This window comes from Streptomyces sp. DT224, assembly GCF_049844595.1.
Classification (GTDB): domain Bacteria; phylum Actinomycetota; class Actinomycetes; order Streptomycetales; family Streptomycetaceae; genus Streptomyces.
Genome location: NZ_JBNCLI010000019.1, coordinates 85,392 through 91,565, shown reverse-complemented (window position 1 = coordinate 91,565; position 6,174 = coordinate 85,392). Strand labels below are relative to the sequence as shown.

The following is a 6,174-nucleotide window of genomic DNA, read 5'->3' as shown; positions in this document are numbered from 1 at the left end:
TGTGGGAGAGTAGGACGCCGCCGAACAATCATTGTGGGAAAGCCCCGTGCCGCTGGCACGGGGCTTTTCTGCGTTTCAGCCCGGGGAGACCAGGTGGGTGTCGTAGGCGAGGATCACTGCTTGGACTCGGTCCCTGGTGCCCGTCTTGGCGAGAATGCGGGAGACATGTGTCTTTACCGTTGATTCCGCGAGGTGAAGCCGTTCGGAGATTTCGGAATTGGTCCAGCCCTGGCCGATGACGGTGAGGATCTCCAGTTCCCGGCCGGTAAGACCGGCGATGCGCGGATCCTGGGTGGCCGGTTCGCCCGGGGCGGCCGGCAAGTGCTGTACGTACGCGTCGAGGAGACGGCGGGTGAGGCTCGGGGCGACCACCGCGTCGCCGAGGGCCACGGCCCGGATGCCGGACAGCAGCTCCTCCGGCAACGCGTCCTTGATCAGGAAGCCGCTGGCGCCGGCGCGGAGACCGTCGTACGCGTACCGGTCCAGGTCGAACGTCGTGACGATCAGGACGCGGGTCGGGGAGCCGGCCCTGACGATGCGGCGGGTCGCCTCGATGCCGTCCAGGAGCGGCATGCGGATGTCCATCAGGGCCACGTCCGGCTGGTGCCGGGCGATGAGCTGGAGCGCTTCGTGGCCGTTGGCGGCCTCGCCGACGACCGTCATGTCGTCCTGGCTCTCCAGCAGCATGCGGAAGCCGAAGCGTTGCATCGGCTGGTCGTCCGCGATGAGCACGGTCGTCACGAGGGGGAGTCCTCCAGGGGGAGCCGGAGCCGGACCTGCCAGCCGCCTTCGGCGGAGGGGCCGGCTTCGAGTGTGCCGTCGTACAGGGAAGCGCGTGCGCGCATCCCCGTGATGCCCTGCCCTGTGCCGGCGGATGTCCACCGGCCCTGGGGCGGGGTGCCATTGTCCGTGACGAGGGTCTCCAGTGCACCAGGCCGGTAGGTCAACGTGACCTCGGCCGCGAGTGACGGTGAAGTGCCCGCGTGCTTCAGCGAGTTCGTCAGGGATTCCTGCACCACCCGGTAGACCGTCAGTTGGCGTCCGGGGGTGAGCGGACGGGGCGGCGGTGTTCCCCGTACGAGCAGCTGAACCGGCAGGCCGGCCCGGCGTACCCCCTCCAGAAGCCGGTCGACGTCGTCGAGAGTCGGTTGCGGGGTGCGGTCGGCGTCTTCCGGCTGGTCCCGCAGCACCCCCAGGAGGCGGCGGAGCTCGGCGAGGGCCTGGCGACTGGTGGTGCCGATGGCCTCCAGGGCCTGGGCCGCGCGCTCGGGGCTGCGGGCCGCCGCGTACGAACCGCCGTCGGCCAGGCCCGTGATGACGGAGAGGTTGTGGCCGATGATGTCGTGCATTTCCCGGGCGATCCGGGTCCGTTCGGCGGCGGCGGCCAGACGGGCCTGCTGGTCGCGTTCGCGTTCCAGCCGGTCCGCCCGGTCGAGAAGGGCCTCGGTGTACTCCTTGCGTGTACGCACCAGGATCCCCGCCAGGGCGGCGATGGCGAACATCCACACGTGCGGGAGCAAAAGTCGGCTCCAGACCTCCGGAAACCGGACCGAGGCGATCACCAGGGGTGCCGCGACCAGCGCTCCCGACCAGGCGAGGGTGCGCAGCGGGAGGCGTACCGCGATGTTGAAGACCACGATCTCCTGGAGCAGGGAGGCCTGGATGACCGCCCCTGTCCACACGTTGGCCAGGGAGAACGGGGCCATGAAGGCGAGCACGGCCAGGGGATGGGAGCGGCGCCAGAGCAGTGGGGCGGAGAACGCCGCGCTCATGGTGAACACCAGCGCCTCCGGCACGTGCCGGTCGACGGCGACCGTGCGCCAGCCGCCGGTGGAGACGTCGAGGACGGCGAACAGCACCCAGAACGTGGTGAGGAGGCCGTTCCAGACCGACGGCCGGCGACGGTCGAAGGCGCGGATGCGCTGGAACAGGCGCTGTATGTGCCCGGTCAGCGGGGACGGCGCGGACAGCGGGGCCGGTTCCCGGCCTTCGGCGGTGTCCGCCATCAGTGGCTCCCCTGTACCCGGCCGCGTCGTACGGCTCATGCGGCCCGGCGCCGCAGGAGTACGGCGGCCGAGACCAGTGTGGCCGAGGCCCACAGGACCAGGGCGAGCAGGGCCGGGCCCGGGGACGCGGCGTCCGGGAGCGGGGTGGCGGAGCCGAGGACTCCGGCTGCCTGGGTGGGGAAGTAGCGGACGGCGGTCTCCACCGCGTCGTACGGGAGCGTGGTGAGCACCTCGGGGAGGATCATCACACCGCCGATGAAAGCGCCGATCGCTCCGGGCACCGAGCGCAGGAGTGCGCCGAGGCCCAGGGCGATGAGGCCGAGGAAGGTGGTTCCGGCTGCGTTCCCCGCTACGGCACGCAGTACACCCGGGTCGGTGAGAGAAGCGGCCTGGTCCGTGTCGTGGAGGAAGAGCTGGGCGATGACGAAGGTGACCAGCGAGGTCGCGAACATGACGGTGAATACGGTGACCGTGAAGACCGCGGCCTTGGCCCACAGCACCGGGAGCCGGCGCGGGACGGCGGTCAGCGAGGCGCGGATCATCCCCGTGGAGTATTCGCCCGCCGTGACGAGAATGCCGAGGACGACCGTGCAGAGCGAGGCGAGGAGCGAGCCGTAGAGGACGAGGATGACGGTGTCCATGTCCGAGTCGCCGCCGTCGGAGGTGTAGGTCGTGCCCATGAGGATGCCCACGCCGAGGACGAAGACGACGGCCAGGCCCAGGGTGGTCCAGCTGGAGCGCAGGGTGTGCAGCTTGTGCCATTCGGAGCGCAGCACCCGGGCAGGTGTGACGCGGTAGGAGTGGGGAAGGGCCGTGGTGGTCATGCGAGGGCTCCGGTCGGTGCGGCGGTGGTCGTCCGGTAGTCGACGGACTCCTGGGTGAGGTCCATGAACGCCTGTTCCAGGGATGCGGTGTGCGGGGTGAGTTCGTAGAGGGGGATGGCGTGGGCGGCGGCGGTGCGGCCGATGTGTTCGGCGTCCGTGCCGCGTACGACCAGGTGGTCGGAGCCCGGCGTGGTGGTGATTTCGACGCCGGGTCCGCGCAGCAGGTCGCGCAGGGCGGCGGCCTGGGGGGTGAGGACGGTGACGGAGCCGCCGCCGGCCGTGGCGGTGAACTCGGTGACGGTGGTGTCGGCGAGGAGGCGGCCGCGGCCGATCACGACCAGGTGGTCGGCGGTGAGGGCCATCTCGCTCATCAGGTGCGAGGAGACCAGGACCGTGCGGCCCTGCGCGGCGAGATCGCGGAGCAGGGTGCGGATCCAGAGGACGCCCTCCGGGTCCAGGCCGTTGACGGGTTCGTCCAGGATGACGACGGCCGGGTCGCCGAGGAGGGCGGCGGCGATGCCCAGGCGCTGGCCCATGCCGAGGGAGAAGCCCTTGACGCGTTTCCCGGCTACGGCGGTGAGACCGGCGAGGTCCAGGACGTGTTCGACGCGGGTGCGCGGGATGCCGTGGGTGTGGGCGAGCGCCATCAGGTGGTGGAAGGCGGTGCGGCCGGGGTGGACGGAGCGCGCTTCCAGCAGGGCGCCGACCTCGGTGAGGGGGGCGTTGTGGGAGGTGTACGCGCGGCCGCCGATCGTGGCGCGGCCCCGGGTGGGCGCGTCCAGGCCGAGCAGCATGCGCATGGTGGTGGACTTGCCGGCGCCGTTGGGGCCGAGGAATCCGGTGACCGTGCCCGGGCGGACGGTGAAGTCGAGGTCTTGGACGACGGTGTTGTCCCCGTACCGTTTGGTGAGTGCGTGTGCCCTGATCATGCGGTCGACGTTACGGAGCCGGCACGGGCCGGTCGTCGGACCGGGGGCGGGACGTTCGGGGGCGCGTAGTACCGGGGTACGACTCCGGGCGGCCGGGTCGAATGCGTTTGCGTGGTCGCGGGGGCGCAGGTCAGGATCGGTGCATGGACTACGCGATACGGCCTGTGCGCGCCGACGAGTGGCGGTCGGTGAAGGAGCTGCGGCTGGCCGCCTTGCAGGACCCGGCCGCTCCGGTCGCGTTCCTGGAGACGTACGAGCAGGGGCTGAAGCGGTCCGACGAGGCGTGGCGGGAACGGACGGCCGATGCCTCCGAGGACGGTGCGGGCGAGGTGCGGCAGTTCGTCGCGGAGGGCCCGGACGGTGCCTGGGCGGGCTCGGTGACGGTGCTCGTGGAGGGGCCGGATGCCGAGGCGCGGTTCGGTGAGGCGGCGTCGGTGAACCAGGGGCACCTGGTCGGTGTGTTCGTACGGCCGGAGGCGCGGGGTGCGGGGGTGGCGGACGCGCTGTTCCGGGCGGCCGTGGACTGGGCCTGGTCGTTGGGGGCGCCGCGGCTGGAGCGCGTACGGCTGTATGTGCACGAGAACAATCCGCGCGCCGCGGCGTTCTACCGACGGTTCGGTTTCGTGCCGACCGGGGAGACGGTGCGGATGCCGGGCGACCCGACGGCGCGTGAGCTGGAGTACTCGATGCCGCGGCCCTGAGCGCTGCCTCTCACAGGGTGCTGGGTGTCCGGAGCTGTTGCGTCCAGTGTGAGCGGGCCTGTTCCGGGGAACGGAGCAGGGCGATGGTGGCCAGGCCCTGGGTCTGGCCGGATCGCAGCAGTTCCGGCAGCCGGGGCAGGGGGGCGACGGCCGCGATGTCGTCGAGGACCAGCGTCATTGGTGGGTCGAGCCGGCCGTCGGATGACCGTGCGGCCATGCGGCGGCCGTGCTCGACCACGTCTGAGGCGAGCGCGGTGAGCAGGGGCATCGTCCCTGGACCGGATCGTGGTGTCTCGATGGCTTCACCCACCACATAGAGGCTGCCCCCTTCGTTCGCAAAGGAATCCAGTGCGAGCGCATCTGCTCGATTTGGTGTGCAGGTGTCCCGGACGTGGACGGAGGAGAGGGCACCGAAGGCGCGCACCGTCAGTTCCTGGGCGGCCTCCCGGCGTTCGGGGTAGCCGGTGAGTGCGGACTCCAGCAGTCCGGCGAGACCGGGGGCCGCTTTGGGGTGGGTGCGCAGGAGGCGGACCGGTTCGTGGGCGTTGCCGCCGATGGCCCAGCGGTGGACCTGGCGGAAGGGGCGGCCGTCGATGGCGGCGGCGTGCAGCCAGCAGCGCAGGAGGGTTTCGGCGATGTCGGCCGTCGCCGCGTCGATGCGGGCCTGGGGGCGGACGGGGGCGAGCAGCGCGCCGGCGCGGGCCGCGGCCCGGTCGGCCTGTTCGCAGCCGGTGGTGGGTGTCCAGTGCAGCCGGGCCGGGGTGTCGCAGAGGTGGCCGGGGTCGTAGACGAGGACGGGGCCGAGCTTGGCTCGGGCGTCCTTGGTCTCGGCCCAGAGAGTGGGGTCGGCGGTCACGACGAGAACGGGGCCGTCGGCCTCACGGACGGCCTGGACGGCGGTGGCCCGGCGGGTGGGGGCGGGGCCGTAGAGGAGGAGGGGGGTGCGTGGGGAGGGGACGGTCGCGGGGAGCGGGCCGGTGGGGGCCGGCTCCGTGAGTGGCGCTTCCGTGAGTGGCGTTTCGGTCGGTGCGGGGTGGGCTCTTCCGCCGGTGAGTGCTTGGGGGGCGGCTTCGGTGGGAAGGGCCGCCGTCCGCGGTGCCGTTTCGGTGAGGTGTTCGGCGGGAACGGGGGTGGCCGACGCGGGCACGGAGGGCGTCTCGCGGAGGGCGCCGGGGGTGGGATCCGGGGTCGGTCCGGGGGCGGGGAGCGCCGCCTCGTGCGCGTACGTCTGCCGGTTGGTCCGTCGGCCGGTGCGGCCCTTGCCGTGTGCCAGTCGGCGGCGGGCGCGCTCCTCGCGGTGCGCCTGTTCGAGGAGGGCCAGTCGCTCCGTGCGTTCCGCGCGGCGGTGGGCCAGCACGGCGCGCCAGCGGGCGATGACGCCCATCACGAACACCGTCAGCACCACGAGTACCATCAGTTCGCCGATGAGCAGGCCCCAGAACAGGCCGTAGCCGGAGAGCTCCCGCGGGGGTGTGTGGGGCCAGGCGGCGGGCAGGTCGTGCGGGGCCTCCAGCAGGCGCCGGAGGGCCAGTGGTGTTTCGGTCGGCGTGACGCCGTCGGGCCAGGCGCCGTGGGCCAGGAGGCCGGCGAATCCGGTGGCCGTCCAGGCCAGCAGCGTCAGCCCGAGGAGGAAGGCCAGCAGTCCGACGAGCAGGCCGTCGGGGATGCCACCCCCCTTGCCTTCGCCGGACCGTCCCCCGTTGCTGCCTGCCAT

6 protein-coding genes are annotated in these 6,174 nt (G+C 72.1%); 1 reads left to right on the top strand and 5 read right to left on the bottom strand.

What is annotated here, in order from left to right; genetic code table 11:
• Positions 1 to 75 precede the first annotated feature (75 nt).
• From ACLQ2N_RS34775 to ACLQ2N_RS34760, 4 genes are read right to left on the bottom strand one after another with little or no spacing between them, the layout of a single operon-like run.
• Positions 76 to 741, bottom strand: coding sequence for a response regulator (locus ACLQ2N_RS34775; RefSeq protein ID WP_425819567.1), 666 nt, complete (start codon positions 739 to 741; stop codon positions 76 to 78).
• Entirely contained in the window at positions 738 to 2,006 is a 1,269-nt protein-coding gene (locus tag ACLQ2N_RS34770; protein ID WP_425819565.1) for a sensor histidine kinase, read from the bottom strand. Before ACLQ2N_RS34770 ends, ACLQ2N_RS34775 begins: the two co-directional genes overlap by 4 nt.
• Before the next feature lie 35 nt (positions 2,007 to 2,041).
• Positions 2,042 to 2,830 carry an ABC transporter permease gene (locus ACLQ2N_RS34765; RefSeq protein WP_425819563.1) on the bottom strand — a complete coding sequence of 263 codons (789 nt, stop codon included), beginning with the start codon at positions 2,828 to 2,830 and terminating at the stop codon, positions 2,042 to 2,044.
• On the bottom strand, positions 2,827 to 3,759 hold the full coding sequence (locus ACLQ2N_RS34760) for an ABC transporter ATP-binding protein (protein ID WP_425819561.1): 933 nt from the start codon (positions 3,757 to 3,759) through the stop codon (positions 2,827 to 2,829). Before ACLQ2N_RS34760 ends, ACLQ2N_RS34765 begins: the two co-directional genes overlap by 4 nt.
• A gap of 143 nt (positions 3,760 to 3,902) precedes the next feature.
• Between ACLQ2N_RS34760 and ACLQ2N_RS34755 the strand changes: the two genes are divergently transcribed.
• Positions 3,903 to 4,460, top strand: a complete 558-nt coding sequence (locus tag ACLQ2N_RS34755) for a GNAT family N-acetyltransferase (RefSeq protein ID WP_425819559.1) — start codon at positions 3,903 to 3,905, stop codon at positions 4,458 to 4,460.
• A gap of 10 nt (positions 4,461 to 4,470) precedes the next feature.
• On the opposite strand, the gene ACLQ2N_RS34750 is transcribed toward ACLQ2N_RS34755, so the two are convergent.
• Entirely contained in the window at positions 4,471 to 6,174 is a 1,704-nt protein-coding gene (locus tag ACLQ2N_RS34750; protein ID WP_425819557.1) for a type VI secretion protein, read from the bottom strand.